This is a genomic window from Mucilaginibacter sp. R-33 (assembly GCF_049949235.1).
Taxonomy (GTDB): domain Bacteria; phylum Bacteroidota; class Bacteroidia; order Sphingobacteriales; family Sphingobacteriaceae; genus Mucilaginibacter.
This window is the reverse complement of the sequence record NZ_CP188089.1, coordinates 6,080,410-6,106,283: the sequence shown is the minus strand read 5'-3', so window position 1 is coordinate 6,106,283 and position 25,874 is coordinate 6,080,410. Positions and strand designations below refer to the sequence as shown.

The 25,874-nt window shown below is 42.1% G+C and carries 26 protein-coding genes; 24 read left to right on the top strand and 2 right to left on the bottom strand.

Going from position 1 to position 25,874, the window contains the following annotated elements; all coding sequences use genetic code 11:
• Positions 1-147 precede the first annotated feature (147 nt).
• The 16 genes from asnS to ACP26M_RS25310 all read left to right on the top strand — a co-directional run bounded on the left by asnS (position 148) and on the right by ACP26M_RS25310 (position 16,079).
• Complete coding sequence (gene asnS / locus ACP26M_RS25385; RefSeq protein ID WP_426584369.1) at positions 148-1,584, top strand: asparagine--tRNA ligase; 1,437 nt, start codon at positions 148-150, stop codon at positions 1,582-1,584.
• Positions 1,585-1,682: 98 nt separating this feature from the next.
• Entirely contained in the window at positions 1,683-2,147 is a 465-nt protein-coding gene (locus ACP26M_RS25380; RefSeq protein ID WP_426584367.1) for an SRPBCC family protein, read from the top strand.
• A 66-nt stretch (positions 2,148-2,213) separates the two neighbouring features.
• The gene (locus tag ACP26M_RS25375) at positions 2,214-2,756 is read left to right on the top strand and encodes an RBBP9/YdeN family alpha/beta hydrolase (protein ID WP_426584365.1); all 543 of its coding nucleotides are present in this window, start codon (positions 2,214-2,216) and stop codon (positions 2,754-2,756) included.
• 213 nt (positions 2,757-2,969) lie between these two features.
• A complete protein-coding gene (locus tag ACP26M_RS25370) occupies positions 2,970-3,341 on the top strand; it encodes a methionine-R-sulfoxide reductase (protein ID WP_090531310.1) in 372 nt (123 codons plus the stop codon).
• Between the two features lie 559 nt (positions 3,342-3,900).
• Entirely contained in the window at positions 3,901-4,875 is a 975-nt protein-coding gene (locus tag ACP26M_RS25365) for a ribonucleoside-diphosphate reductase small subunit (protein ID WP_426584363.1), read from the top strand.
• A 157-nt stretch (positions 4,876-5,032) separates the two neighbouring features.
• Complete coding sequence (locus tag ACP26M_RS25360; RefSeq protein WP_426584361.1) at positions 5,033-7,405, top strand: ribonucleoside-diphosphate reductase subunit alpha; 2,373 nt, start codon at positions 5,033-5,035, stop codon at positions 7,403-7,405.
• Between the two features lie 132 nt (positions 7,406-7,537).
• Positions 7,538-7,819: a cysteine-rich CWC family protein gene (locus ACP26M_RS25355; protein WP_426584359.1), complete on the top strand. Its 282-nt coding sequence runs from the start codon at positions 7,538-7,540 to the stop codon at positions 7,817-7,819.
• A gap of 113 nt (positions 7,820-7,932) precedes the next feature.
• On the top strand, positions 7,933-8,886 hold the full coding sequence (locus tag ACP26M_RS25350) for an acyltransferase family protein (RefSeq protein WP_426584357.1): 954 nt from the start codon (positions 7,933-7,935) through the stop codon (positions 8,884-8,886).
• Between the two features lie 86 nt (positions 8,887-8,972).
• Complete coding sequence (locus ACP26M_RS25345) at positions 8,973-9,155, top strand: hypothetical protein (protein WP_426584355.1); 183 nt, start codon at positions 8,973-8,975, stop codon at positions 9,153-9,155.
• A gap of 253 nt (positions 9,156-9,408) precedes the next feature.
• Positions 9,409-10,101, top strand: coding sequence for a hypothetical protein (locus ACP26M_RS25340; RefSeq protein ID WP_426584353.1), 693 nt, complete (start codon positions 9,409-9,411; stop codon positions 10,099-10,101).
• A 364-nt stretch (positions 10,102-10,465) separates the two neighbouring features.
• Positions 10,466-10,879: a 30S ribosomal protein S12 gene (gene rpsL / locus ACP26M_RS25335; protein ID WP_073405808.1), complete on the top strand. Its 414-nt coding sequence runs from the start codon at positions 10,466-10,468 to the stop codon at positions 10,877-10,879.
• Between the two features lie 19 nt (positions 10,880-10,898).
• A complete protein-coding gene (rpsG, locus tag ACP26M_RS25330) occupies positions 10,899-11,366 on the top strand; it encodes a 30S ribosomal protein S7 (protein WP_110585619.1) in 468 nt (155 codons plus the stop codon).
• A 141-nt stretch (positions 11,367-11,507) separates the two neighbouring features.
• Positions 11,508-13,619, top strand: a complete 2,112-nt coding sequence (fusA, locus tag ACP26M_RS25325) for an elongation factor G (RefSeq protein WP_426584350.1) — start codon at positions 11,508-11,510, stop codon at positions 13,617-13,619.
• 148 nt (positions 13,620-13,767) lie between these two features.
• The gene (gene rpsJ / locus ACP26M_RS25320; RefSeq protein WP_022830652.1) at positions 13,768-14,073 is read left to right on the top strand and encodes a 30S ribosomal protein S10; all 306 of its coding nucleotides are present in this window, start codon (positions 13,768-13,770) and stop codon (positions 14,071-14,073) included.
• A 263-nt stretch (positions 14,074-14,336) separates the two neighbouring features.
• Positions 14,337-14,690 (top strand): YciI family protein, encoded by a 354-nt coding sequence (locus tag ACP26M_RS25315; protein ID WP_426584346.1) that lies wholly within the window; start codon positions 14,337-14,339, stop codon positions 14,688-14,690.
• 162 nt (positions 14,691-14,852) lie between these two features.
• Complete coding sequence (locus tag ACP26M_RS25310; RefSeq protein WP_426584344.1) at positions 14,853-16,079, top strand: RNA polymerase sigma factor; 1,227 nt, start codon at positions 14,853-14,855, stop codon at positions 16,077-16,079.
• A 171-nt stretch (positions 16,080-16,250) separates the two neighbouring features.
• Here ACP26M_RS25310 and ACP26M_RS25305 read toward each other — a convergent pair whose 3' ends face one another.
• Complete coding sequence (locus tag ACP26M_RS25305) at positions 16,251-17,483, bottom strand: serpin family protein (protein ID WP_426584342.1); 1,233 nt, start codon at positions 17,481-17,483, stop codon at positions 16,251-16,253.
• A gap of 149 nt (positions 17,484-17,632) precedes the next feature.
• Between ACP26M_RS25305 and ACP26M_RS25300 the strand changes: the two genes are divergently transcribed.
• The 4 genes from ACP26M_RS25300 (at position 17,633) to ACP26M_RS25285 (ending at position 21,553) form a co-directional block, all read left to right on the top strand.
• On the top strand, positions 17,633-18,877 hold the full coding sequence (locus ACP26M_RS25300) for an alkaline phosphatase family protein (protein ID WP_426584340.1): 1,245 nt from the start codon (positions 17,633-17,635) through the stop codon (positions 18,875-18,877).
• A 423-nt stretch (positions 18,878-19,300) separates the two neighbouring features.
• Positions 19,301-20,170, top strand: a complete 870-nt coding sequence (locus ACP26M_RS25295) for a hypothetical protein (protein ID WP_426584338.1) — start codon at positions 19,301-19,303, stop codon at positions 20,168-20,170.
• Between the two features lie 551 nt (positions 20,171-20,721).
• Positions 20,722-21,012, top strand: a complete 291-nt coding sequence (locus ACP26M_RS25290; protein ID WP_426584336.1) for a hypothetical protein — start codon at positions 20,722-20,724, stop codon at positions 21,010-21,012.
• 4 nt (positions 21,013-21,016) lie between these two features.
• Entirely contained in the window at positions 21,017-21,553 is a 537-nt protein-coding gene (locus ACP26M_RS25285) for a hypothetical protein (RefSeq protein WP_426584334.1), read from the top strand.
• 169 nt (positions 21,554-21,722) lie between these two features.
• On the opposite strand, the gene ACP26M_RS25280 is transcribed toward ACP26M_RS25285, so the two are convergent.
• Positions 21,723-22,622 (bottom strand): alpha/beta hydrolase, encoded by a 900-nt coding sequence (locus ACP26M_RS25280; protein ID WP_426584332.1) that lies wholly within the window; start codon positions 22,620-22,622, stop codon positions 21,723-21,725.
• A gap of 180 nt (positions 22,623-22,802) precedes the next feature.
• On the opposite strand from ACP26M_RS25280, the gene trxA reads away from it, so the two are divergent.
• The 4 genes from trxA (at position 22,803) to ACP26M_RS25260 (ending at position 25,862) form a co-directional block, all read left to right on the top strand.
• Positions 22,803-23,099 carry a thioredoxin gene (gene trxA / locus ACP26M_RS25275; RefSeq protein ID WP_426584330.1) on the top strand — a complete coding sequence of 99 codons (297 nt, stop codon included), beginning with the start codon at positions 22,803-22,805 and terminating at the stop codon, positions 23,097-23,099.
• 127 nt (positions 23,100-23,226) lie between these two features.
• Complete coding sequence (locus ACP26M_RS25270) at positions 23,227-23,880, top strand: TetR family transcriptional regulator C-terminal domain-containing protein (protein ID WP_426584328.1); 654 nt, start codon at positions 23,227-23,229, stop codon at positions 23,878-23,880.
• 4 nt (positions 23,881-23,884) lie between these two features.
• Entirely contained in the window at positions 23,885-25,219 is a 1,335-nt protein-coding gene (locus ACP26M_RS25265; RefSeq protein ID WP_426584326.1) for an ABC1 kinase family protein, read from the top strand.
• A gap of 73 nt (positions 25,220-25,292) precedes the next feature.
• Entirely contained in the window at positions 25,293-25,862 is a 570-nt protein-coding gene (locus ACP26M_RS25260) for a hypothetical protein (RefSeq protein ID WP_426584324.1), read from the top strand.
• Positions 25,863-25,874: the final 12 nt, after the last annotated feature.

Below are 25,874 nucleotides of genomic sequence, written 5' to 3'. Positions count from 1 at the left end.
CCGGCTATGTATTAGTCGCTGGTTTCCCTTTCCTCCTTTCTCCGGATATATCTTTCCGTAGTAACATGCTCATGTTTTTTAGCTCATGTTTCAAAGTGCGCTTTCATAATTAATTGTATTTTTGCGACTCTAAAAATTATACATGATATGAGTCAGCGAACTAAGATCAAAGCATTGCTGCAAAGCCAGCAAACCGAAATTGATGTAACAGTTAAAGGATGGGTGCGTGCATTCCGTTCAAATCGTTTTATTGCTTTGAATGATGGCTCAACCAATAATAACATCCAGGTAGTTGTTGATTTTGAAAATACCGACCCGGCATTACTTAAACGCATCACCGTTGGTGCAGCACTTAGTGTTCAGGGTAAATTGATAGCATCTTTAGGTAAAGGCCAAACAGTTGAGGTTGTTGCAACTGAGATTGAGATTTTAGGCGATAGCGATCCTGAAAAATATCCTATCCAGCCTAAAAAGCATAGCCTTGAGTTTTTGAGGGAAAACGCCCACCTGCGTTTCCGTACCAGTACGTTTGGCGCTATTTTCAGGGTGCGTAACAGCCTGGCATTCGCGGTGCACCAGTTTTTCCAGGAACGTGGTTTTGTTTACCTGCATACCCCTGTAATTACGGCTTCAGATGCTGAAGGCGCGGGCGAAACTTTTCACGTTACCAACTTCGATTTGGATAACATCCCAAAAACAGATACCGGCGAGATTGATTTCAAACAGGATTTTTTTGGTCGTGCTACTAACTTAACTGTATCTGGTCAGTTGGAGGGTGAGCTTGGAGCTATGGCCCTGAGCGATATTTATACATTTGGCCCAACTTTCCGTGCCGAAAATTCAAACACCACACGCCACCTGGCCGAGTTTTGGATGATTGAGCCTGAAGTAGCGTTTAACGATCTGGTTGATAACATGGACCTCGCCGAGGACATGCTGAAATACGTGATCAAGTACGCTTTGGATAAAAATGCCGATGACATTGAGTTTTTAACCCAGCGCTTAACTGAAGAGGAAAAAACCAAACCGCAAAACGAGCGCTCAGAAATGACGCTGCTTGAAAAACTGCAGTTTTGCTTAAATAATGATTTCGAGCGCTTAACCTATACCGAGGCGATTGACATCCTGAAAGAATCTACCCCAAACAAAAAGAAAAAGTTTGTTTATCCTGTTGAAGGCTGGGGTACCGACCTGCAAAGTGAGCACGAGCGCTACCTGGTTGAAAAACATTTTAAAAAGCCGGTGATCCTGACCGATTATCCAAAGGAGATCAAAGCGTTTTACATGCGCCAGAACGACGATGGCAAAACTGTGCGCGCCATGGACATCCTGTTCCCGGGCATCGGCGAAATTGTAGGTGGTTCACAGCGTGAAGAACGTTTAGACAAGCTTGAGCAGCGCATGAACGAAATGGGCATACCTACCGAAGAACTTTGGTGGTATTTGGATACCCGCCGTTTCGGCTCTTGTCCGCATGCCGGCTTTGGTTTGGGTTTTGAGCGTTTGGTGCTGTTTGTTACCGGCATGAGCAACATCCGCGATGTGATTCCTTTCCCAAGGTTTCCTAAGAATGCGGAGTTTTAACCGTTGATTGTTTTTTGATTTTGATGATTACGCTGATTATTTGTAATGCGTAACACTATATTTGGGCTGTCGTTAAACGACAGCCTCTTTTATACTATATGCCATCACAAATTCTGCTTGCTACCCATATTAATGCGCCTGTTGAAAAAGTATTTGACATTGCCCGTAACATCGATGTACATGTGGAATCGACAAAACATACTGGCGAACGAGCTATTGCCGGGCGTACAAGCGGCTTGATTGAGCTTGGCGAAACTGTTACCTGGCGGGCAAAGCATTTCGGCATATGGCAAAACCTTACCTCAAAGATCACTGAAATGGAATATCCAAATTACTTTACCGATATCCAGGTTGAGGGCGCTTTCAAAAGCTTTACTCATGAGCATTATTTTTATCCTATCCTTAACCAAACCATGATGCGGGATATTTTCACGTTCGAATCGCCGGGCGGAATATTGGGAAACGCGGTGAACTTTCTGTTCCTCTCAAACTACATGACACGATTGTTGGTGAAGAGGAATGAAGTGATCAAACAGGTGGCTGAAGGTCGTTCAAACTCATGACCGAGGGTTAAAATCCCTATATTGAGCTTTCAATTATTAGATTATTTCAAACATCTTACTAAAACTATGACTTTCAACTCTGATATTCTTATACACCCGGGATTGGGTAATTCAGGACCACAACACTGGCAAAGTATTTGGGAAAAACAGTTCAATTTTACCCGTATTGAACAGCAGGACTGGGAAACCCCGGTTTGTAGCGATTGGGTAAAAACAATAAATGATTATGTAAAGCGCCTTGAACCGGCAAATGTGATTTTAGTTGGTCACAGCCTGGCTTGTGCTGCTATAGCCCGGTGGGCCACAGAATATAACATCAAGATAAAAGGTGCATTATTGGTTGCGCCAAGCGATACTGAGGCAGATAGTTATCCAACCGGCACAATTGGCTTTACGCCGGTGCCCTTAGGTAAACTACCATTCAAATCAACAACTGTACTTAGTAACAATGATTTTTACGTGAGCCCGGAACGTGCTTCATTATTTGCAGACAGTTGGGGCAGTGAAGTTGTGAACATTGGTGATGCCGGCTATATAAATGTATCAGCAGGTTATGGCGAATGGAATAAAGGCCTTGAATTATTAAAAAAACTGGACGCGGGATATTAAGCCCGCAGGAGTTATTTGTTTTCAGCAATCCGCATATCTGAAATCTGCACATCAACACATCTGCAGCTCGCCCGTCAAACCAGTGTAAACATCAGCCTGCAAAACATTATATCGACCTAAATTGTCGTATCTTTATGGTAGATCAAAACACCAGATGGAGTTTCCCGATCGGTGAGATCATCAAGAAAAATCTGTGTAATCCCAACAAAAAATATGGAGTACAATCAATTAACGCCCGAAGAAGAAAGGGTAATATTATACAAAGGTACCGAAAGGCCGTTCACCGGTTCTTTACTGAACAATAAGGCACAAGGTTTATACGTTTGCAAACGCTGCGATGCGCCGCTGTATCGATCGGAAGATAAGTTTGAATCATTTTGCGGCTGGCCAAGTTTTGACGACGAAATTGAAGGAGCTGTACGCCGCGAGGTAGACGCCGATGGCCGCAGGGTAGAAATCCTGTGTGCAAATTGCGGCGCTCACCTGGGCCACGTGTTTGAGGGTGAGTACATGACCGCTAAAAACACCCGCCATTGTGTAAATTCAGTGTCGATGAAATTTGTTCCGGTTGAGGACGCAAAATAATTCGTAAAACTTTCAGGAATACGCCCGTTGATTCATGATTAACGGGCGTAATTGTTTTCCACATACCGGCCTGCAGTGACCTTTTAATTTCACATTTAAATATTGATACCTGCCGCAAGCAAAAGCATTTCATTATTGGCAATAATTGTCGGTGTTAAGTCAAGTAATTTATAATGTTAAATTATCGTAATCCGCAAGTATAAAGGCCTCCGAATTTCAATCAAATTTTTAATCGGCTGTTTTCAAGTCCGTTAATTTTCCATCAATATAACAAGTGCCGATAAAGTGTGGATAACTCGGGGGTTTGTGAAAAACTATCATTCACAACTACACAACTCAAACATTAACTTTGCTCAGCAAGGTAATAAAAAAGGCATTCAGCCGGCGGCCAGAAGCACTCGTCAACTTCTAATTAAATAACTGGCTGTCAGAAAGTTACACAATACAGTTGCTAAGGAATGATCCGAAGGCATCAAAATTTAAAGCTTTATTGAAAAGTAGGGCTTGCTTTCGTGTCTGAATACCTGATTGAAGAAAGAAACTAATAAAGTAGACACCAATGAGTTTGGAAAACGAATTATTACTACGGGAAAACAAGGACCGGTTTGTTATCCTTCCCATCAAGTATCCCGCAATTTGGGAGATGTATAAAAAAGCGGAGGCCAGCTTCTGGACCGCCGAAGAAATCGACCTATCAGACGACATCAAACATTGGGAAAGTCTTAATTCGGGCGAGAAACATTTTATCTCGCATGTGCTCGCTTTTTTTGCCGCAAGCGATGGTATCGTGAACGAGAACCTGGCGGTAAACTTCATGAGCGAAGTACAATTGCCCGAAGCACGCTGCTTTTACGGTTTCCAGATCATGATGGAAAACATTCACTCTGAAACCTATGCCCTGCTGATAGACACCTACGTGAAAGATCCGGCCGAGAAAGATCGTCTTTTCCATGCTATCGAAACTGTGCCATGCGTTGGCAAAAAAGCCGAGTGGGCATTGAAATGGATCAACAACGGCAACTTTGCCGAGCGTTTGGTTGCATTCGCAGCTGTTGAAGGGATCTTCTTTTCAGGCAGCTTTTGCTCTATATTCTGGCTTAAAAAACGTGGCCTGATGCCGGGTTTAACTTTCAGCAACGAGCTGATCTCGCGCGATGAAGGCTCGCATTGCGAATTCGCGTGCTTATTATATGGCATGCTTGAAAACAAACTACCGCAGGAACAGGTTACCAAGATCATTACCGACGCGGTAGAAATAGAGAAAGAATTTATCACCGAAGCCTTGCCGGTGAACCTGATAGGCATGAACGCCAAACTGATGAGCCAGTACATTGAGTTTGTGGCCGACAGATGGTTGGGCGAATTGGGTTACGATAAATTTTATAACGCAACCAATCCGTTCGATTTCATGGAAATGATCTCGTTACAGGGTAAAACAAACTTCTTTGAAAAACGCGTAGGCGACTATCAAAAAAGTGGTGTGCTAAACGCATCGGCCGAAAGCAAAAGCTTTTCGCTGGATGATGATTTTTAGATTTAGAGATTGGTTCAGAGATTAGGTTGAATCTTTGCATCAGGAAATCCTCAAATCAGGAAAATCAAGGTTTAGAATCAAGGTTCAGGAAAACAATCAAATCACAATAATATTAACTAAAAAAGCTTCGCTTTTAACGGGGCAAGGAGGGGCAAAAATGTTCGTAGTAAAAAGAGACGGTAGAAGAGAGTCCGTAAAATTTGATAAGATCACCGCACGTATTGAAAAACTGTGCTACGGGTTTCAATTAGTTGATCCAATTGATGTGGCTAAAAAGGTAATTGAAGGTTTGTTTGACGGCGTTACCACCTCCGAGCTGGATAACCTGGCAGCAGAAACCGCCGCTTCACTGACCACCAAGCACCCCGATTATGCTTTGCTGGCATCACGTATCGCGGTATCAAACCTGCATAAAAACACCATTAAATCGTTTTCAGAAACCATGCGCCTCCTGCATGAATATGTTGACAAGAAAACCGGTAAAGACGCGTCGCTTATCGCTGATGATGTGTGGGAAGTGATCAAGGAAAATGCTGAGTTACTTGACAGCACGATCATTTATGACCGCGACTTTGGTTTTGACTACTTTGGTTTTAAAACCCTTGAAAAATCATACCTGTTAAAGATCGACGGTAAAATTGCCGAGCGTCCTCAGCATTTGTTCATGCGTGTATCGGTGGGTATCCATAAACACGATATTGAAAGCGCCATTAAAACATACCATTTAATGAGCGAGCGCTGGTTTACACATGCTACGCCAACCTTGTTTAATGCTGGTACGCCAAAACCACAAATGTCGTCATGTTTCCTGTTAACCATGAAAGATGATAGCATCGAAGGCATTTATGACACACTGAAACAAACCGCTAAAATTTCGCAAAGCGCGGGTGGTATTGGTTTAAGCATCCACAATGTAAGGGCTACAGGTTCATACATCAGCGGCACTAACGGTACCAGCAACGGTATCATCCCAATGCTGCGTGTATTTAATGATACCGCACGTTATGTTGATCAGGGCGGAGGTAAACGTAAAGGCGCTTTTGCTGTGTACTTAGAGCCATGGCATGCTGATATCTTTGAGTTCCTTGACCTGCGTAAAAACCACGGTAAAGAAGAAATGCGTGCCCGCGACTTGTTTTATGCCCTTTGGGTATCTGACCTGTTTATGCAGCGTGTTGAGGCCAATGAAGACTGGAGCTTATTCTGTCCGCACGAAGCACCGGGCTTAGCCGATTGCTGGGGTAAAGAATTTGAAGAACTGTACACCAAATATGAAAAAGAAGGCCGTCAGCGCCGTACTGTAAAAGCGCAGGAACTTTGGTTTGCAGTGTTAGATGCACAGGTTGAAACCGGTACGCCATACTTATTATATAAAGATGCTGCCAACGGTAAATCAAACCAGCAAAACCTGGGTACCATTAAAAGCTCAAACCTTTGCACCGAGATCATCGAGTATACCGATGCAAACGAAGTAGCTGTTTGTAATCTTGCATCATTGGCGTTGCCACGTTACATCAGTAACGGCGCGTTTGATCATGATAAACTGTATGAAGTAACTTACCAGGCCACCATCAACCTTAACCGGATCATTGACGGTAACTACTACCCTGTTAAAGAAGCCGAATACTCAAATCTGCGCCACCGTCCTATTGGTTTAGGTGTACAGGGCTTGGCTGATACTTTCATTCAACTGCGTATGCCGTTTGAAAGCGATGAAGCTAAAAAACTAAACATCGAGATCTTCGAAACCATCTACTTTGCAGCTATGACAGCTTCAAAAGATATGGCGATAAAAGATGGCGCTTATGAAACTTTCAAAGGCTCACCGCTGTCACAAGGTAAATTCCAGTTTGACCTGTGGGGTGTAAAACCGGAAAGCGGCCGTTGGGATTGGGAAAACCTGCGTTTAGATGTAATGAACCATGGTGTACGTAACTCATTATTGGTTGCACCGATGCCAACTGCTTCTACATCACAAATATTGGGTAACAACGAGTGCTTTGAACCATATACTTCAAACATATACACCCGTCGTGTATTAAGTGGCGAGTTCATTGTAGTGAACAAATATTTATTGCGCGATTTGGTTAACCTTGGCCTGTGGAGCACCAGCATGAAAGATAAGATCATTAGCGCAAACGGCTCGATCCAGGAAATAGCTGAGATCCCTGCTGATATCAAAGCATTGTACAAAACTGTTTGGGAGATCAAGATGCGCAGCATTATTGATATGGCTGCCGACAGGGGCGCGTACATTTGCCAGTCGCAATCATTGAACCTGTTCATCAACTCGCCAAACGCTTCAAAACTGACTTCAATGCACTTCTACGCATGGAAAAAAGGATTGAAAACAGGTATGTATTACCTGCGTACACAAGCAGCGTCGCAAGCGATTAAATTTACGGTTGAAAACCAGGGCGGCAAAAACATGGATCCAGTTATCCCCGCAGTTGTTGACGCCGTTGCCGACGAAATTCCTGCAGGCCCAACCTGCTCAATGGAAGAAGGCTGTGTGACTTGTTCAGCGTAGGTTTTTATTAGTCCGGAAGTAGGAAAGTACGCAAGTCCGTAAGATAACTTTCAAAGCCCATGAACTTCGGTTTATGGGCCTTTACTTTTAGTGGGATTTCGTTGACATTCTACTTGCATTTAATTAATACTTTTGACTAACCGTTTCCGCACCGATCTTCCGGACTTGCGGACTTTACCGGCTTTCGGACTTAAAAGAATGCACAAACACGAGATCATCCGTTGCGAACGTTGCAAAACGCCTTTTGAATGTAAAGCCAATTCATTCACCAAGTGCCAGTGCAGTACTGTACAGCTTACCATTAACGAGGTGCAATACGTGAGCGAGTTGTATGATGGGTGTTTGTGCGCCAATTGCCTGCTCATTATTCAGCAGGAATACAGGGAAAGTATCAATATAATTGATAATCAATAAACCTCCATTGCATAACATATTAATTTTTAACGTCGCCATCAAAAGCAATCTTTCTTTTTTTAATATAGTTACCACCCCATTTCATTAAACAAATATTTATCAGATATTCGGGGGTGTTTAAACATCAAAGTAAGATAGATAGTATCGTTTTATTAAGAGGATTAGCTGCGTTAGGTGTATGTATCACTCATTATTATATAATGAATGCAGAAACATATAGTCCACTTATCAAACAGCTGTTTATGAGCGGTCAACTCGGCGTTTCAATATTTTTTGTGATATCCGGTTTTGTTCTTCCTTATTCGTTGAGTAAGATCAATTATACCCTTGCCAAATTTCCAAACTTCATATTAAAAAGGCTGTTCAGGATCGAGCCTCCTTATTGGGCGGCTATTGCCCTGCTTTTTATATTGGGCATTGTGCCCTGGCAAAGCTTTGATATCAGGCAATTTGCGGTAAATATATTTCATATTGCTCCGCTGTTTAAAAATTACAGCTGGTATTCACCCATCTTCTGGACATTAGCAATTGAATTTCAATATTACATTTTGTTAGGCGTGTTTTTTTCGTTGTTAATGCGTTGTAAACCTGCGGTATCTATTTCAATAGTTTGCAGCATAAGTGTAATATGTGTGTTTGCTAAACTTAATATACGTGATGTTGTATTTACCTATTGGTACGATTTTGCTGCGGGCTACATTGGGTTTATGTGTTTAATTAATAAGATCAGGCCTCAAACAGCAACAATCTACCTTACTGTTTTTTGCGCCATTGTTGCATGGAAAGTTTCTATCATAACAGGCGTATTGCCCTTTGTTACTACGTTAATTATCCTTTTATTTAACAAAAGACCTTACAGGCCGTTCCTGTTTTTGGGTAATATCTCATACTCTTTGTACCTCACACATACCATAGCCATATTTTTCTTTCTGAAATTTGCTAAAGCCCACTTATCAAATCCAATAATCCTTTTTGGGCTAACCATTTTATCATGTGTATGTTTTGCTGCTTTATTTTATACTATAATTGAAAAGCCCGTTCTCAGGCGCTCAAAAAAATTACAATAAGTAATTCCTCATTAATCCTTTTCTATTTCCATCAGTCATATAGGTGTACATCTTCAATAAAGATGATGGATTAAAGAATTTACGCCATGAAAAGGAAATTTGTTGCTTTGGCACTATTAATATCAGCAGTAATATCAGTAACCTCAGGTTGTGTGGTACGTGAAGATTATGGTCACCACCACAGGTACCGTAACGGATATAACAACGGTTATAATAATGGTTACCATGACGGTGACGATCACGGCCATTATCACGGCCGCGGTTATTAAGATTGTTAATTTAAGTTTTCTATATAAGTAGTTTTAGTGAGTGATGAAAGAGGGCGCCGGTTTTTACCGGCGCTCTCTTTATGTCCATCTGATTTATTCGACACCGAATTTTATTGTGGCCTTAAATTAAAAATACATTAAAATCAGAATTTAAAACAATAAAAATAAAATTCAACAAAATTTAATTCTGTAAAATTTGATTTTCCAAAATCATTTTTCGTAGATTTGGTTCAACATTATAAACCTATCAAAAATGACCAGCATTAAAACTACTACGGGCTATATATGCAGGTTTGCATTTATAGCTACATTCGCTTTACTACTTGTGACAAGCACAGTCACAACTATAGCCAAAAGCCCCAAACATTCAACAACTATTACTACTGATACCCAACTCAAAGCCTTTGAGGGCATTTACCAGTTAAAAGAGAACGAGTTTAGGGTTTACAAGCTTATTGTTGATGGCGATAAATTAATTGCCCAACAATTGGGGGGAGATCAAAAACTAACCTTAACCCGAAAATCGGATCTTGAGTTTGAACTTTTAGACGATGACGGCGATGAAAAGATCCCGGTTGTATTTTCAAAGAATGAGGCGGGAGAGATTAACCAGGTTTCGTTAGGTGGCAGACAAATATTCTTGAAAATAAAAAGCTATACCCCTCCCAGAGAAGTACAACTAAAGCCCGAACAAATAAAGGTTTTAGCAGGCAAATATCAATCGGACGAACGGGCTGATCTTTTTTTAACGATTACCGCTATTCCCGATGGTTTAACACTCAAACAATCATGGGATGGTAAGGAGATCAATTTTAAACCACTATCAGATGTGCTGTTTTTAAATCAACCTTTTGGCTTTCCATTAAAGTTCAGCAAAGATGCCAGTGGCACCCCTACCAAGGTATTGGCTTTTAATCGCGACACCTGGAACAGGGTAAAAGAATAAGTTCCCTAATTAAATCATTATATAAAGCATTACGGGCCGGCCCGCTGTTTCCTAAACCAGGTCACATCGGTAACCGGCCCTTTTTTGTGCCGTTGATTAAAGATGATTACGATGATTTTGCAGATTGTTATTAAAAGTAATTATAAAAAGGCGTCATTGCGAGGAACGAAGCAATCCCCTATTAGCAGGTCCGCCCTGTAGGTTTGGGATTGCTTCGTTCCTCGCAATGACGTTTCGGGTTAACTTTGCAGTGACTTCTTCCCCTCAAAAAAACTTTCACACAACTACTTGAAAATCAAAAATAATGTTCGTACTTTTGCAGTCCCGAAATGCGGGATAAAATTATTAGACAAAAAAGCAAGAAATGCCTACTATTCAGCAATTAGTTAGAAAAGGTAGAGTAGCTCTGGTTGACAAGAGTAAGTCACCAGCGTTGGACAGCTGTCCACAGCGAAGAGGCGTATGCACACGCGTGTATACCACTACCCCTAAAAAACCAAACTCAGCAATGCGTAAAGTTGCCCGTGTGCGCTTAACCAACGGTAAAGAAGTAAACGCTTACATCCCAGGTGAAGGTCACAACTTACAGGAGCACTCTATCGTTTTGATCCGCGGTGGTCGTGTTAAAGACTTACCAGGTGTACGTTACCACATCATCCGTGGTGCACTGGATACATCAGGTGTAGCTGGCCGTAACCAACGTCGTTCAAAATATGGTACCAAACGTCCTAAACCAGGTCAGGTAGCAGCAGCGCCAACAAAAGGTAAAAAGAAATAATTAAGGAGGATAGAAAGCAATGAGAAAGTCAAAACCAAAAAAGAGAATTATCCTTCCTGATCCAAAGTTCAATGATACTTTGGTAACAAGGTTTGTAAACAACATGATGTATGATGGTAAAAAATCAACCGCATACGCTATTTTTTACAACGCTGTTGAAATTGTTGAGAAAAAGACAAGCGAAAACGGCTTAGAAACCTGGAAAAAAGCTTTAAACAATGTAATGCCTGCTGTTGAAGTAAAAAGCCGCCGTGTAGGTGGTGCTAACTTCCAGGTACCTACCGAGGTTCGTCCTGAGCGTAAAGTAGCTTTAGGTATGAAATGGTTGATCAGCTATGCCCGTCGTCGTGGTGAAAAAACCATGATGGAGAAATTAGCCGGCGAAATCATCTCTGCTGCAAAAGGCGAAGGTGCTGCTGTTAAGAAGAAAGAAGATACGCACAAAATGGCTGAGGCTAACAAAGCGTTCTCACACTTCAGGTTCTAATTAAGGATTACACCGATATAAAAGGATTACACCGATTATATATTAAGATTATATTGATTTGCTATGATTGCGCCTTTTAGGCATAATCGCAATAAATCAGTGAAATCATAACATAATCGGTGTAATCATAAAAAAACAAAAATGTCAAGAGATCTAAGATATACAAGAAATATAGGTATTGCCGCTCACATTGATGCTGGTAAAACTACCACTACCGAGCGTATCCTTTACTATGCTGGTGTAAGCCACAAAATTGGTGAGGTACACGAAGGTGCCGCAACAATGGACTGGATGGCACAGGAGCAGGAACGTGGTATTACCATCACATCGGCTGCTACTACTGTTAACTGGAAATACAGAGGCCATAACTATCACATGAACATCATTGATACCCCGGGTCACGTGGACTTTACCGTAGAGGTAAACCGTTCATTACGTGTACTTGACGGTTTGGTGTTCCTTTTTAGCGCGGTTGATGGTGTTGAGCCACAATCTGAAACCAACTGGAGGCTTGCTAACAACTATAACGTTGCCCGTATCGGTTTCGTTAACAAGATGGACCGTTCTGGTGCCGATTTCCTGAACGTTGTTAAACAAGTTAAAAGCATGCTGGGCAGCAACGCTGTGCCACTTCAATTACCAATTGGTGCCGAAGAACACTTTAAAGGTGTTGTTGACCTGATTAACTGGAGAGGTATCGTTTGGAATGAGCACGATAAAGGTATGACCTTTACCGAAGTGCCAATTCCTGAAGATATGGTTGAAGAAGCTACCGAGTGGAGAGAGAAATTGCTTGAATCAGTAGCTGAGTATGACGAAAGCCTGATGGAAAAATTCTTCGAGGCTCCTGAAACTATTACTGAGCGCGAAGTGCTTGACGCTTTACGTAAAGCAGTTTTGGATGCTAAGATCGTTCCTATGGTTTGCGGTTCATCATTCAAAAACAAAGGCGTACAAACCATGCTTGATTATGTGATGGAATTATTGCCATCACCTATGGATGTTGAAGGTATCATCGGTACTAACCCTGATACAGGCGAAGAAATCTTGCGTAAACCAGATGTTAAAGAGCCATTTGCAGCTTTAGCATTTAAAATTGCAACCGATCCTTTCGTAGGCCGTTTGTGCTTTATCCGTGTTTACTCAGGTAACCTTGAAGCGGGTTCGTATGTTCACAACATGCGTTCAGACAACAAAGAGCGTATTTCACGTATCTTCCAAATGCACGCTAACAAGCAAAACCCTATCCCTAACGTAGGTGCAGGTGATATTGCTGCGGTAGTAGGCTTTAAAGATATTAAAACTGGTGATACCCTTTGCGACGAGAAACACCCGATCATCCTTGAGTCAATGAACTTCCCTGAGCCGGTTATCGGTTTAGCGATTGAGCCTAAAACTCAGGCCGACGTTGATAAATTAGGGATGGCTTTAGGTAAATTAGCCGAAGAGGATCCAACCTTCCGTGTAAACTCTGATGAAGAAACCGGCCAGACTGTAATTTCAGGTATGGGCGAACTTCACTTGGATATCATCATGGACCGCTTAAAACGTGAGTTTAAAGTTGAGGTTAACCAGGGTGCTCCACAAGTAGCTTACAAAGAGTCTATCACAGGTACTATCCAACACCGCGAAACATACAAGAAACAAACCGGTGGTCGTGGTAAATTTGCTGATATCCAGGTTATCCTTTCTCCAAATGATGAAGGTAAAGAAGGCTTACAGTTTGTGAATGAAATCAGCGGTGGTTCAATCCCTCGTGAGTTTATCCCATCTGTACAAAAAGGCTTCGAAGCTTCCATGGTAAACGGTGTATTAGCCGGATATCCGTTAACAAGCTTAAAAGTACGTTTAATTGATGGTTCATTCCACGCAGTCGATTCAGACGCGCTATCTTTCGAGTTAGCTGCTAAGATGGCTTACCGCGAGGCATTGCCAAAATGTAAACCAGTATTGCTTGAGCCGATCATGAAAATCGAGATCCTTACCCCTGAAGAAAACATGGGTGATGTTATCGGTGACATGAACCGTCGTCGTGGCCAGCTTTTAGGTATGGATTCACGTGCCGGTGCACAGGTTATTAAAGCAACTGTACCACTTTCAGAAATGTTTGGTTATGTAACCCAGTTACGTACCATTACTTCTGGCCGTGCTACTTCAACCATGGAGTTTGATCACTATGCTGAAGCACCACGTAACGTACAGGACGAAGTAGTAGCTAAAGCAAAAGGTAAAAAAGCTGCCGGTAATAACTAAAAATCAATTTGAAGATTCGGTGATTTGAAAAATTTGAAGATGTCTTTTTAATTTTCAAATCTTTCAAATTACCAAATTTTCAAATACTATAAATAAACAATCAGCTTTCCTAATAAATAGCTCTTAGGGAAGTTAAATTTAAATCAACATGAGCCAAAGAATCAGGATCAAATTAAAATCTTACGATTACAACCTGGTAGATAAATCTGCTGAGAAAATCGTAAAAACAGTAAAGCCAACAGGCGCTGTAGTTAGCGGACCACTTCCGTTACCAACCGAAAAGAAAATCTTCACCGTATTACGTTCACCACACGTAAACAAAAAAGCACGTGAGCAATTCCAACTTTGCTCATACAAACGCTTATTAGACATTTACAGCTCTAACTCAAAAACTGTAGATGCCTTGATGAAGCTTGAATTGCCAAGCGGTGTTGAGGTTGAGATCAAAGTTTGATAAACGACCGGCCCACTGAAAGGTGTGGGATCAAAAAATAAAAAGACCATTTGCGTAAGCGGATGGTCTTTTTTTGTTGGGTATAACCTATATTTAATTATTATATAAACTTTCTGATTTTTGAAATTACCCGGGTTCAGAAAAATTCCGAAATTGAACATCTCAAATTCAAAATAAATATTACCCGCCCTGTCCTATTTAGCCATTTCCATTTGATATAGAGGTGTAATTCATATATTTATTAACCTTTAAAATTTAAAAAGATGGACGAATTCGTTTTAATTTTCAGGCACGAGGATGGCAATAAAATAGCTTCTCCCGAACAGATCCAAATCTGGATGAAACAAACTATGGACTGGATTGGCGGCATAGCTGCTCAAAACAAATTTGTGAGCGGCACTGGCTTGCCCTTTGCCGATGCCAAAATTGTAGGCCATGGCGGCGTAGTTACCAACGGTCCCTTCGGCGAGATCAAAGAAACGATAGGCGGTTTCATCACTGTAAAAGCCGAATCGGTTGAAGAAGCTGTGGAGTTTGCCAAAGGTTGTCCTGTTTTGCAGGGCGATGGCAATACCGTTGAAGTGCGGAAGGTTGCCAAGAATGATGGGGTGCATTAAAATAATTTTATAAATCATGTCATTGCGAGGAGCAGCTCGGGCAAAGAGTATCCGGCGCAACGTGGCAATCCCGGAGTTATGCCTGCGAGATATGCAAAACGGCGAAGCACAGCTACGAGATTGCCGCGCAATCGCTCGCAATGACATTTTTTCATTTGCCCCATGCAAAGCCCCGAAATCATTCCCCATCTATTCCGCACCGAATACCGCAAAATAGTATCGGTGCTGTGCCGCCGCTTTGGATTTGATCAGATGGAAACTGCCGAGGATATCGCCAGCGACACCTTCCTTACCGCAGCCCAGGCCTGGAGTTATAAAGGTATCCCGCCTAACCCAACCGCCTGGCTTTATAGCGTAGCCAAAAACAAGGCGAAAAATCATTTACAGCGTAATGCCATTTTTGAAAGCAAGGTATCCCCGGAAATACAAATCGCGGAGACCTATGAACCGGAAATCGACCTTTCGCTTCAAAACATCAGCGACAGCCAACTGCAAATGATGTTTGCCATTTGTCATCCCGCCATCCCGCCCGAGGCACAGATCGGGCTTTCGTTACGCATCCTTTGCGGTTTCGGAATTGATGAAGTGGCTGAAGCTTTCCTGACCAATAAAGAAACCGTTAACAAACGCCTGTTCAGGGCTAAGGAAAAGATCCGCAATGAAAAAATAGGAATCGAAATGCCTGGTCCGGCTGAAATTGATAACCGGCTCGAAAACGTGCTCACTACTATTTATCTGTTGTTTAGCGAGGGTTATTATTCGGTTAGTGATAACCAAGTTTTGCGTAAAGATCTTTGCTTTGAGGCCATGCGCCTTTGCCACATGCTTATTGAAAACGAAGGCACCAACAAACCTCCGGTTAATGCACTGCTTTCGCTCATGTATTTTCATGCCTCGAGGTTTGAGGCCCGCACAGATCAAAACGGCGGACTAATTTTATATGAAGATCAGGACACCAACCTCTGGAACTATGACTTGGTAGCCAAAGGTGCCTTTTATTTAAACCTTGCCACTACCGGTACTCAATTATCAAAATATCACATTGAAGCCAGTATAGCCTACTGGCATACTCAAAAAACCGATTCCAAGCAAAAATGGGAAAACATATTGCAGCTTTATAATCGCCTGCTGAAAATAGCATACTCCCCTATAGCGGCACTCAACCGCACCTTTGCGCTTGCCAAAGCCAACAGCCCCGAAGAAGCCATTAGTGAGGCCGAAAAATTGAAACTCACCGGAAACCAGTTTTACCATACCCTGCTTGGCGAACTATACACCGGCATTGACAATGAACAGGCAAAACTAAACTTTGAGAAAGCACTAACGCTGATAAAAACACCTGCTGATAACGCCATTATTCAAGGCAAAATCGATAAGCTTCAGAATTAACATCAGCTCAGATCCGCAAAAAACAACTGATAAACAACAACAAAAAAGCATTAATTACATGACTTATAAACAAGGCATTACCATGCTTAAAAATAACACCGAATACTTAAAGCTGGTATCATAAGTATGTTGAAGCGATTAAAACTATTTTGGGTAAACCCGGAGAGCATTTTATTCACTCAGCGTTGGGTTTCTCACTATCCCTGCAAATAGTATCAGCCCGGTTTTCATTTCACGTATTGCAAAAATGAAAGGTTTATTAAAAACATGAGTTGGTGGGGCTGCCGTGGTCACTATGCCAACAGATGTTACTGCCGCGGCTTCGGTACCGTCTTCATTCACATCAATATAAGCTTTGTGTTTCACCTCGGATATACTAAGTCCACCACCCGCGTTAATGCGACTAAAATCAGCCATATCGCTAAAGGCAATGCTCATCCCTAATGATTTTAAAATATCATTCAGTGTAATATCATAACTAAATTTAAACCGGGGCATGGTAATGTCCGATTTACCGGCGGTGAGTTTACCCATCAGTAAATTCCATTTATCGGAATCAAGGCTCTGCGCAAAGGCTTTTATATCTTCATCAGGCATCATCAATATCATGCTGTATTTACTGTTGCTATAAGGCAGTTCAACCACGTTTGTACCATTATAATATGCGCTTTTAAGGTCAGCATGGCTATTGGTCATAAAATCAGCTTGTACAGTGCCGCCATTTGACAAACGAAACGGCGCCTTGAATGTTGCTTTTGCATCAAAACGGGTTTTCCATATGCTTCTAAAATAAATGGCATTGATGAGGTACATCCGGGCCCCATCCGAAATTTTATCGAGGATCTTTGGAATCTTGCTGTTAGTTTGCTGGCTTACCCAACCATTAATAGCAGTTAGAGATGCTGATTCATTGCTAAAATCGAGGGATTTCACCTCGGCATTATAAAAATCGGTATTGGTTTTCAGGAATGCAGGCAGCACCGTAAAATTATTAGCGTACCAAATGGAATTGGCTATTTTAAGCGTAGTATTTGGATCGAGATCGGGGAGGTTTGTGATGAGGTTATGATAGTAATTGTTAACCTGTTCTTCGGTAAAACTGCTAAACTCCATGGTTTTGCGGATATCTGTAAGGGTTTGCCCGCTGGCACCATTACTGGTCATACCTATGGCAAAGCTTACGCTTAATGGCGAAATGATGACGTTTTTATCCGCGTCAAGACTATTTACATTAGCGCTGAAAAGCTTTAAGGTAAAAGCATTACCAGGCCCAATCTGTTGCTGTTCGGTTGCGGAAAGCACCAGGTCTTTACCCGGATCTTTATTAACTGGGCTGATACCTCCCTTTTTACAAGCGGTTATAGCTAAAATCCCAAAACAAAGTAAGGTTAGTTTGCGCGTCATGGCTGATAGGTTTATAATTACATTACGCCTTGTAAATCATTTACGCTACAACACGTTAAAAATATAACAGCCCAAAAAGCATAACAATTTTTTAACGCCTGTACTTTTAAAACACCGTAATTTAGTCTTTTAAAACATTACTTATATCGATGCGAAATCTACTTAAAACCGCAGCTTTTGTCCTCCTGATATCGGCCGGGCTAAATACCACCGCCCAGATCCGCAAAGCAGTCTTTATTATTGCAGATGGCATCCCTGCAGATCTTATTGAAAAATTGAATACCCCTAACCTGAAACTGATAGCTAAGCAGGGCACCTACCTACGTGCGCATGTTGGCGGCGAAAAAGGTGGTTATTCGCAAACGCCAACCATATCGGCAAATGGCTACAACAGCTTACTTACCGCTACCTGGGTTAACAAACACAACGTTTGGGGCAACGACATCAAAGCACCAAACTATAATTACTGGAATATATTCCGGATGTTTAAAAATGCTTATCCCAACAAAAAGACAGCCGTATTTAGCAGTTGGACAGATAACCGCACCAAGCTAATTGGGGACCGGTTATCCGCAGCAGGTAACATCCATCCTGATTTTGCTTATGATGGTTATGAACTGGATACCGTTAAATTTCCGCATGATAAAGCCGGGAACTATATGCACCTGATAGATGAGCAGGTAGCAGCATCGGCAGCGGATTGTATTAAAGATAAAGCTCCCGACCTTTCATGGGTATACCTGGAATATACCGATGACATGGGGCATAAATACGGCGATAGCCCGCTATATTATGATGCTATTGAAAAAATGGATGCACAGGTAGGCAAGATCTGGGCAGCAATACAATACAGGAGGCAGCATTTTAAAGAAGACTGGCTGATTTTTATCACAACAGATCATGGCCGCGACGAAGCAACCGGTAAAAACCACGGTGGTCAAAGCACCCGCCAGCGCTCAACCTGGATGGTTACCAGCTACCGCCCGCTTAATAACTATGCTAAATTCTATACCCCGGGTATTGTTGATATAACGCCCTCTATCAATAGTTTTTTAAATTTAAAAGTACCCGAAGCACAACAACGTGAGATGGATGGGATCTCGCTTATCGGTCCGCTATCAGTGGCAGAGCCTGCCGCTAACTATCTGCAGGGCTCATTGGATATCACATGGAAAGCACTTGATCCCAAAGGCAGTGTTAAGATTTGGGTAGCAGCCGATAATACTTTTAAAGAAGGTAAAGCCGATGATTATAAGCTGTTAGCTACTGTGCCGGTTACTAATGAGCATGTGCTGGTCGATGTTAAAAATATACCCTCTAAATTTTATAAAGTTGCTATAGAAGGATTGAATAATACCATAAACAGGTGGATTGTATTGGATGAGAAAAAATAACCCGGACCATTCATTAAAAATATCAATAACGCCTCTTTGCATAAAAATGTAAGGAGGCGTTATTGATTTATCTCTCGTAAAAAACCTTCCGATCAAACTTTCCCAACCCTCATCAGCTCAAAATACAAACTACTTTGTATTGTGTGCCCTCCCCGGGCTCCGTAAACTTGTGATATAAAAACAATCCAAATCACAATGAAAAAGCCACAAGTATGTACCTCTGATATAACGCCTGCTAACAGCAGCACGTTAAATTTTATTATTACAATCATCTCAAACTCACCGTTCAACAGGTTATTTTATCTGAAAAACAAAAGATTGTCCGTTGTTTTTTTGCAGGTAAATTACCTACATTAGATCATTGCCTGCTGGCGTTGATCTGTTCATCACAATCATCAAAACACACCTAATCCGTTTACTAAAATGATCTGCAAAACCAAAATATGGGCAGTTATTTGCTGTATTACCGGCGCATTTTGTTTGAGTACACAAGCTGTTTATAGCCAAAACCAGTTTGAAAAAGAACTCACGCAAAAAATAGACAACTTTCTGGCCCCTGTCCCTCAAACCAACCAGCAAACAATATCAACACAAAATGAGCTGTACCCAAGCGATGCCCCCGGCGGCATATTAATTCCATCGGGCTTTGGGGGATACGGCACCTACCTGTTTGGAGGCCTTGGCGCTACCTACCCTGAAGTGTACAGGGACAACAAAGCCGATCTGATCGCCTCTGCAGGGGCATGCGTTGGTAATCCTGTAAAAGCAATAAACTTTGCCGCCAGTTTAAACATGACGGATGTGCACAGGTTCAGGGATTTTTCAGGAAACTTCATAATAAGCCGTAAGCTATTTGCAGGTACAAGTATCTCGGCCGGGGCATTGCAGATGTTTGCCAATGCAAGGCAATCAGACGCTTCCGGCTCAACCTATTATCTTGCCGTAACCCATGCTATACAAACCATTAAATCATTAACCCCGGGCTGCTCAAGGCTTAGTTATACAATAGGCATAGGCAGTGGCCGGTTTTACGAAAAAAGCCCCAAAGATATTGCTGCCGGCAGAGGAAAACACGGTACGGCAGTATTTGGCAGCGTATCCTACGAACTTATACACCATGTAAACGTAAATGCCGAATGGACCGGCATGAACCTCGGTATCTCGGCGGGGATCCGACCGCTCCCGGTGCCTTTAAGTTTAGCAGTAGGGGTTGCAAACCTTACCCGGTATACCAATAATAAAGCCAATATGGTATTCTCCATCGGTTACCCCCTCTCCCTAAACCGACGATAATTCTTTCTCAGCAAAAAATTAATTATTTCATTAAAACATATAAGATCTATGAAAAAGATAATCATAGCAGCATTAGTCGTGTCCGCAACTTTAGTTATAAGCATTAAGCAGACTTCTGCCCAAAGCAGAAACAATCAATCAGATTGGAATGTACCACCACCGCTACCTCCTTATACGCCACCACCACCGGTAATTCCGCCACCCACAGTGCCGCCACTACCTCCACCGCCGTATAAACCGGTAATACCAGTGCCACCGATTAAACCACCTAACATTCCGCCCACTCCGCCGCCACCGGGACCGGGGCCACATATGCCACCGCCAACCCATATGCCGCCGCCTACTCATATGCCGCCACCGACTCATATGCCGCCACCGACCCATATGCCACCACCAACCCATATGCCACCACCTACGCATATGCCGCCACCGACCCATATGCCGCCACCGACCCATATGCCGCCACCGACCCATATGCCAAGCCATTAGTAAACAGTGATCTATATTTAGCTTTTCAATCCAACAGGGGATAATATAAATCGATTAAAAAAATGAAAACACACCTCTTCAATATAAAAACGGCATTAATGGCTTTATTGCTGTTCGCAGCCTGCTTCAGCAAAGCTCAACGCCGCGAACTTACGTTTAAGCAGGGCGATGAGTACAATAAAACAACCTATATAAGTGCGGCAAGTATATTGCAGCGGGGGAAGCAAACATTCAATATCAATACAACATCATCAATATCAAAAAGCTATAAGGTTACAGGTATTACCCGTAGCGGGTTTGTTTTAACTGTTACCACAAGTCACATCGACGATACAATGGATGCCTTTTGGTAAAAAAATGGAATACAGCTCAGACAGGCCTGCCGATACCAGCTCATACATCCAGATGGCACTGCAAAGTCTTATAGGCAAATCGGTAACGCTCAGCATTGATAAAAATGGGATCATAACCGATGTAAATGATCCGGATGAGCGATACGCTACCGACACGCTGTTATTATTCGCAGGTTTTAAACAGGATCAGTTTATAACCGGCACACGCTTAAACCTGGTTGCAGATAACTCGGAAGCATTAAAAACGGATGCAAGCTGGGTGAGCAATATATCTTCGGGTAATGAGAAGATAAACACTACTTATACAGTAAACCAATCAACACAGCCTGACAAGTATACCAACCTGATGCTTACCAGTACATCATCAGCACCTGAACAAAACAGTAATACGAATGGTGTACTTGTGGTTGATAATGCTTCAGGCGTGGTATTGGTTTCAACAGTAAAAACAGCTACGCTGAGTTACAAATTTGTTAATGACGCCACTTATTCATTTGGCCGGCGTACCGAAGTAGTAGAAAATTGTATAAAAATGAATTAATACGAACCGGGGAGATTCATTACAAAACGCACAGCTTTCACCGAAAGCTGTTACAAGATACATTAGTCCTGAACGTAGGGGTACAATAAGGGCTATTGTTAAAAGAAGAGGCTATGCTGTTAAGTTATGCATATGCCTCTCTTTTTATAATCCTATTTTTTTACTGTACTTAATGAAGTTTCATCCTTTTGGCTGTTGCCGGGTGCAGGTAATTATTATCGCTCAACCAGTCGGCCATGCGTTGAGGCCAGGTGCTGATGCCTTGCAGCTTTGACCGGTAACCCATATTAAAGCCATGATCGCCCTGGGTATAAATATGTATTTCAACCGGTATTTTTGCTTCCCGGTAACGCTGCAGTAGTTTTACTACCGATGGCGAGCAGCAAACATCATCATTAGCGGCTAACAAAAATGCCGGCGGGGCATCATAGGGCAGTTTATCGGGAATATAAAGCGGTCCCGGATAGATCTGGATCAAAAACGAGGGACGGGCATTTAACCTATCGATCGGATCGGAGGCTCCGGGGTCACCTTTACTCTCGCCATAAGCAACCATATCAACTACTTCGCCGCCTGCCGAAAAACCCATCATCCCGATGCGGTTTGTATCCAAACCATATTCAGCTGCTTTGCTGCGTACCAGCCGCATCGCCCGGTAGCCGTCCTGTTTGGCATGTACATCAATTTTGTATGGCGATAGTGTATCCCTGCCTAAACGATATTTCAGCACAAAAACCGTAACACCCAAAGTATTAAGATATTTTGCAGGATCAACACCTTCGGCAGTGTATACCAGCAAACGATGGCCGCCGCCGGGGCATATCACCACCGCGGCGCCATTAGCTTTATCCTTCGGCGGCAGGAAAACAGTAAGTGATGGATTATGGATATTTTTAACCCAATAGTCTTTAGCCTGCTCTGGCTCGTTGCGGCGGTTTTCGAAGCCCGGCGCTCCGTTTTGCCAAAGCGGTACAACAGTGCCCTGGGCCAAACCCGAAAAAGGGAGCGCAAAGAGTACCAGGAATAGGTAAGTGCTTAGTTTTGTTTGCATAAAGTAAATATACTTCATAGCCGATGCTTTGATATTAAAACACTAAACTTTTACGCGGGTTAATGGTTAAATTTGAATAGCATTTAGTTCATGGATCATAGTTCATAGCAATTAGCTTATCTACAGAAAACAGGCATCACTATAATGCCCGTACTATGAACTATCATCCATGAACCATGAACAACTAATAAAATACTTATGGCAAATTTCCAGGAAATAATAGCATCAGAAACACCGGTACTGGTCGATTTTTCGGCCGAGTGGTGCAGCCCTTGTAAAATGATGCCACCTATACTGCACGATGTTAAAACAGCGTTAGGTGATAAGGTAAAGATCATCAAAATAGATATCGACAAAAATCCTGCGGCAGCCAGCGCGTACCGTATTCAAAGTGTGCCTACCCTTATGATCTTTCAAAAAGGGCAAAGCAAATGGCGCCAAAGCGGTGTGGTACAGGCCAGGCAGCTGCAACAGGTGGTGGAGCAGTTTTTATAACTTCACCCCAGCCCTCTTCAAATGGATAGGGAGTTATATAATTTATGAGATTTTACAATTTTAACATATCAGCTCAAAAGTCCCCTCCTTTGGAGAGGTTTTAGGTGAAGCTTAAATTCCAATCAACATGGCAACTATCGAAAGCATCCAGACCGCGTATATCGATTATGTGTTAACCGAAGGCGAGCAGCCTAAATCGGTTTATATCTTCGCAAAGCAAAATGAAATGAGCGAAGCCGAATTTTACCAGTTCTACGGTTCATTTGAAGCGGTTGAGCAGGGGATCTGGGCAGGCTTTGCAACCAAAACATTAGCCGAGATCCGTGCACAGGAAGTTTGGGAAGGCTATACAGCACGTGAAAAAGCTTTATCATTTTTTTACGGTTTTTTTGAGTTGTTGAAAAGCAGCCGCAGCTTCGCGGTTTACAGCATTAAAAAGCAACCTAAAGGTTTTACAACACCCAGGATATTCAGTCCGCTGAAGGACATTTTTGAGGGCTTTGCAGATGAGATTTTGAAGGAAGGAATTGAAAGCACCGAACTAAGCGATCGTAAATATTTCTCCAAAAAGTATAAAGACGCCTTATGGATCCAGTTCGTTTTCGTACTTAACTTCTGGATTAACGATAATTCGGCCGGCTTTGAAAAAACCGATGAGGCTATTGAAAAAGGAATAAATGTAACGTTTGATCTTTTCCAGCGCTCGCCTATCGACAACCTTTTTGAATATGGTAAGTTTTTGGTGCAAAACGGCGGGATAAAGGATAAGATGGGATTTTAAAATTATGGCAGATGAAACTCCGGGAGCCACTCCCGAACAAAATAGCATACCCACTACCAAAGTACAGCGGTCGGCCAAATTTGTAAAAACAGGCATTAAAATTGGCGGCAACTATATTAAGCATTACTCCAAAAAGCTATTCAATCCTGATCTGGATAAATCGGAGTTGAACGAGGATAATGCTGCTGATATCTATCAATCATTAAGCGAGCTTAAAGGCAGCGCGCTCAAGGTAGCACAAATGCTCAGCATGGATAAAAACCTGCTGCCGCAGGCTTATGTTGATAAGTTTACTCAATCGCAATACAATGCGCCGCCGCTTTCGGGACCGCTTATTGTGCAAACATTCAGGAAATATTTCGGTAAAAACCCCGATCAAATCTTTGATAAATTCAATATCCGCTCAACCAATGCAGCTTCGATAGGCCAGGTTCACCAGGCAGAGCTAAATGGCAAAAAGCTTGCAGTTAAGATCCAGTACCCTGGTGTAGGCGATTCTATCTCGTCTGACCTGAAACTGGTTAAGCCTTTTGCTTTCAGGATGCTGGGCATGAGCGAAAAAGAACTGGATATATATATGAAAGAGGTTGAAGAACGCCTACTGGAAGAAACCGACTACGAACTGGAAGTTTGGCGGTCTGTTGAGTTTTCCAATGCCTGTGCCAATCTCAATAATGTTGTTTTCCCTAAATATTATCCGGAGCTAAGTAGTAAACGAATTATCACTATGGACTGGCTGGAAGGTAAACACCTGAAAGAGTTTTTAGCCACCAATCCATCGCAGGAGCTGCGCAACCAGATAGGTCAGGCTTTGTGGGATTTTTACAACTTTCAACAACATGAGCTCCGCGCCGTACATGCCGACCCGCATCCCGGTAATTTTATGATCACGCCAGCAGGTAAACTTGGGGTCATTGACTTTGGCTGCATTAAGGAAATGCCCGAGGATTTTTATTATCCCTTCTTTTCCCTTACATCAACCAATTTACTGGATAACAAGGAAGAAACCATCAAGGCATTCCGCCAGCTGGATATGATCCACAAGGGTGATACCCCGGCGCAGATTGAATTTTATTATACTCAGTATAAAGAGATGATAAGCCTGTTTGCCCAACCATATATTACCGACACATTTGATTTTAGCCAAACAGCATTTTTTGATCAGTTATATGGTTTTGGCGAGCGTATATCAAAAATGCCCGAGTTTAAACAGGCCCGCGGTGTTAAACATTTTATCTATGTAAACCGCACCAATTTTGGGTTGTATAATATTTTACATGAATTAAAGGCCGAGGTTAAAACGGATACCTTTAAGCCGCATGTGGTATTGGAATATTAAGCAGTTGGCAGTTTTGGGTTTGCAGTTGAACCAGTTTGTAATTAGCTATATTTGGATTAACCTATCACCATTTATGAAAGTGCAATACCTGCTTTTAATAGCGTGTTTATTAGTTGCCTGCAAGTCAAAGCATACAAAACCAGATATCAATTCTTCTAAAATCAAAAAACTTAAAGTTTTTCCAGCATCCTATAAAAGTGCAACTAAGATTAAAGCAACAGTTATTGATACATCTAATACCGATAACGAGGCTGCTTATGCAAATTATTATATTTTAGTTACCGATACCGGTATCAATTATTATACGCTCAGAGATATAATGTTTGACTTGAATAAATCATCCGATATTCCTATTGATACGATGGAACGGGGATACAACAAAGCTAAAGACCTCATTGCGCTATCGGATAAAGACGAAGACGAAATTTATGCCGGCGAGTATTACCCCCGAAGATTTCCGTCCAAAACATTAAGCCTTGAATATCTTGATACCTACCAATATAACACAAGTCCGAAAACTATTGCTCTGGTAGCCGGGATTTACGAAAGCAAAAACAGCGCCGACAGCGCTTTACAAGTTATTAATAAGCTTAAAACAGCCTTTGTTTTTAAAGGAAGAGTTTACGCCGGCTGCATGCATTAAAAATAATTTTAC

What these genes read in the sequence shown, in the direction of transcription:
- trxA (WP_426584330.1), top strand. Translation starts at nt 22,803, where the DNA reads ATGGCAAATTTCCAGGAAATAATAGCATCAGAAACACCGGTACTGGTC.
- ACP26M_RS25315 (WP_426584346.1), top strand. Translation starts at nt 14,337, where the DNA reads ATGGACGAATTCGTTTTAATTTTCAGGCACGAGGATGGCAATAAAATA.
- ACP26M_RS25345 (WP_426584355.1), top strand. Translation starts at nt 8,973, where the DNA reads ATGAAAAGGAAATTTGTTGCTTTGGCACTATTAATATCAGCAGTAATA.
- ACP26M_RS25370 (WP_090531310.1), top strand. Translation starts at nt 2,970, where the DNA reads ATGGAGTACAATCAATTAACGCCCGAAGAAGAAAGGGTAATATTATAC.
- asnS (WP_426584369.1), top strand. Translation starts at nt 148, where the DNA reads ATGAGTCAGCGAACTAAGATCAAAGCATTGCTGCAAAGCCAGCAAACC.
- rpsJ (WP_022830652.1), top strand. Translation starts at nt 13,768, where the DNA reads ATGAGCCAAAGAATCAGGATCAAATTAAAATCTTACGATTACAACCTG.
- ACP26M_RS25305 (WP_426584342.1), bottom strand. Translation starts at nt 17,483, where the DNA reads ATGACGCGCAAACTAACCTTACTTTGTTTTGGGATTTTAGCTATAACC.
- ACP26M_RS25380 (WP_426584367.1), top strand. Translation starts at nt 1,683, where the DNA reads ATGCCATCACAAATTCTGCTTGCTACCCATATTAATGCGCCTGTTGAA.
- ACP26M_RS25260 (WP_426584324.1), top strand. Translation starts at nt 25,293, where the DNA reads ATGAAAGTGCAATACCTGCTTTTAATAGCGTGTTTATTAGTTGCCTGC.
- ACP26M_RS25285 (WP_426584334.1), top strand. Translation starts at nt 21,017, where the DNA reads ATGGAATACAGCTCAGACAGGCCTGCCGATACCAGCTCATACATCCAG.
- ACP26M_RS25360 (WP_426584361.1), top strand. Translation starts at nt 5,033, where the DNA reads ATGTTCGTAGTAAAAAGAGACGGTAGAAGAGAGTCCGTAAAATTTGAT.
- ACP26M_RS25375 (WP_426584365.1), top strand. Translation starts at nt 2,214, where the DNA reads ATGACTTTCAACTCTGATATTCTTATACACCCGGGATTGGGTAATTCA.
- rpsG (WP_110585619.1), top strand. Translation starts at nt 10,899, where the DNA reads ATGAGAAAGTCAAAACCAAAAAAGAGAATTATCCTTCCTGATCCAAAG.
- ACP26M_RS25340 (WP_426584353.1), top strand. Translation starts at nt 9,409, where the DNA reads ATGACCAGCATTAAAACTACTACGGGCTATATATGCAGGTTTGCATTT.
- ACP26M_RS25265 (WP_426584326.1), top strand. Translation starts at nt 23,885, where the DNA reads ATGGCAGATGAAACTCCGGGAGCCACTCCCGAACAAAATAGCATACCC.
- ACP26M_RS25310 (WP_426584344.1), top strand. Translation starts at nt 14,853, where the DNA reads ATGCAAAGCCCCGAAATCATTCCCCATCTATTCCGCACCGAATACCGC.
- fusA (WP_426584350.1), top strand. Translation starts at nt 11,508, where the DNA reads ATGTCAAGAGATCTAAGATATACAAGAAATATAGGTATTGCCGCTCAC.
- rpsL (WP_073405808.1), top strand. Translation starts at nt 10,466, where the DNA reads ATGCCTACTATTCAGCAATTAGTTAGAAAAGGTAGAGTAGCTCTGGTT.
- ACP26M_RS25290 (WP_426584336.1), top strand. Translation starts at nt 20,722, where the DNA reads ATGAAAACACACCTCTTCAATATAAAAACGGCATTAATGGCTTTATTG.
- ACP26M_RS25280 (WP_426584332.1), bottom strand. Translation starts at nt 22,622, where the DNA reads ATGAAGTATATTTACTTTATGCAAACAAAACTAAGCACTTACCTATTC.
- ACP26M_RS25300 (WP_426584340.1), top strand. Translation starts at nt 17,633, where the DNA reads ATGCGAAATCTACTTAAAACCGCAGCTTTTGTCCTCCTGATATCGGCC.
- ACP26M_RS25270 (WP_426584328.1), top strand. Translation starts at nt 23,227, where the DNA reads ATGGCAACTATCGAAAGCATCCAGACCGCGTATATCGATTATGTGTTA.
- ACP26M_RS25295 (WP_426584338.1), top strand. Translation starts at nt 19,301, where the DNA reads ATGATCTGCAAAACCAAAATATGGGCAGTTATTTGCTGTATTACCGGC.
- ACP26M_RS25365 (WP_426584363.1), top strand. Translation starts at nt 3,901, where the DNA reads ATGAGTTTGGAAAACGAATTATTACTACGGGAAAACAAGGACCGGTTT.